The organism is Peribacillus sp. P4_C12, assembly GCF_056402095.1.
This window is the reverse complement of sequence record NZ_JBFUIB010000936.1, coordinates 1-1001: the sequence shown is the minus strand read 5'-3', so window position 1 is coordinate 1001 and position 1001 is coordinate 1. Positions and strand designations below refer to the sequence as shown.

The window sequence follows — 1001 nt, the reverse complement described above, 5'->3', positions numbered from 1 at the left end:
AAAGAACCCGCTACCAAACCTAATGGAACCCCTAATTGTGGCACAGAACCGTAAAGTCCGCGACGACCCTTCGGTGCGGATTCGGTCGCCAGGAGGACTGCTCCTCCCCATTCTCCTCCTAAGGAGATTCCCTGAATAAGCCTTAGGACAACCAATAATATAGGCGCTAGCAGACCAACTTGATTATACGTAGGGAGTAAACCAATAAGAAATGAACTACCTCCCATACCGATAAGAGTCCACATTAGTGTTGCTTTTCGTCCTATTCTATCTCCAAAGTGTCCAAAAATAATACTTCCTATTGGTCTCGCAGCATAACCTATCCCAAAGGTGGCGAATGCAAGAAGAAGGGCAATTGATGGATCTTGACCTGAAAAAAAGAGAGTTGAAAATACTAAGCCCGTAGCGGTACCGTACAAGTAAAAGTCATACCATTCAATAACTGAACCGGAAAGACTTGCCAATAGAACTCGATTCTTTTTCATATAGAACATCCCCTTTTGACGACCTCTGTCTTTTTCAAATAACATTGACCCAATTCTATTAATTTATAAAAACTGTTGGTATTTAAGTTTCGTTATCATTAACAAATCTTTAGGAATGAGTTTTGAATCTTTTATTATGCATTTGTCTTAAGATGTGTTTCTGCACTTTTCCCACTGCAGTTCTAGGAAATTCATCAACAAATTCGATTGTATCAGGGACTTTAAATTTGGCTAAGCGTTTACGACAGTAAAGTATAAGTTCATCTTCTGTGATATTGGAATTTTTATGTAAAATAACATATGCCTTAATAGCTTCGTCGCGCATCTCATCAGGAATGCTGATTACAGCAGCCTCATAAACCCCTTCATAATCTGCCAGGGCACTTTCAACCTCGTTTGCCGCAACATTTTCGCCTGCCCGTTTAATCATATCTTTAATTCGATCAACAAAATAAAAGTAACCATCATCCCCGATTCTGCCATTATCACCTGTGTACAACCAACCATCTCTTAATG

At 39.7% G+C, this 1001-nt stretch carries 2 protein-coding genes; both read right to left on the bottom strand.

Annotated features, from left to right (window positions below):
* On the bottom strand, positions 1-485 hold a 485-nt coding region (locus tag AC1DUW_RS30400; RefSeq protein ID WP_477644386.1), incomplete at its 3' end, for an MFS transporter.
* 109 nt (positions 486-594) lie between these two features.
* On the bottom strand, positions 595-1001 hold a 407-nt coding region (locus AC1DUW_RS30395; protein ID WP_477644385.1), incomplete at its 5' end, for a class I adenylate-forming enzyme family protein.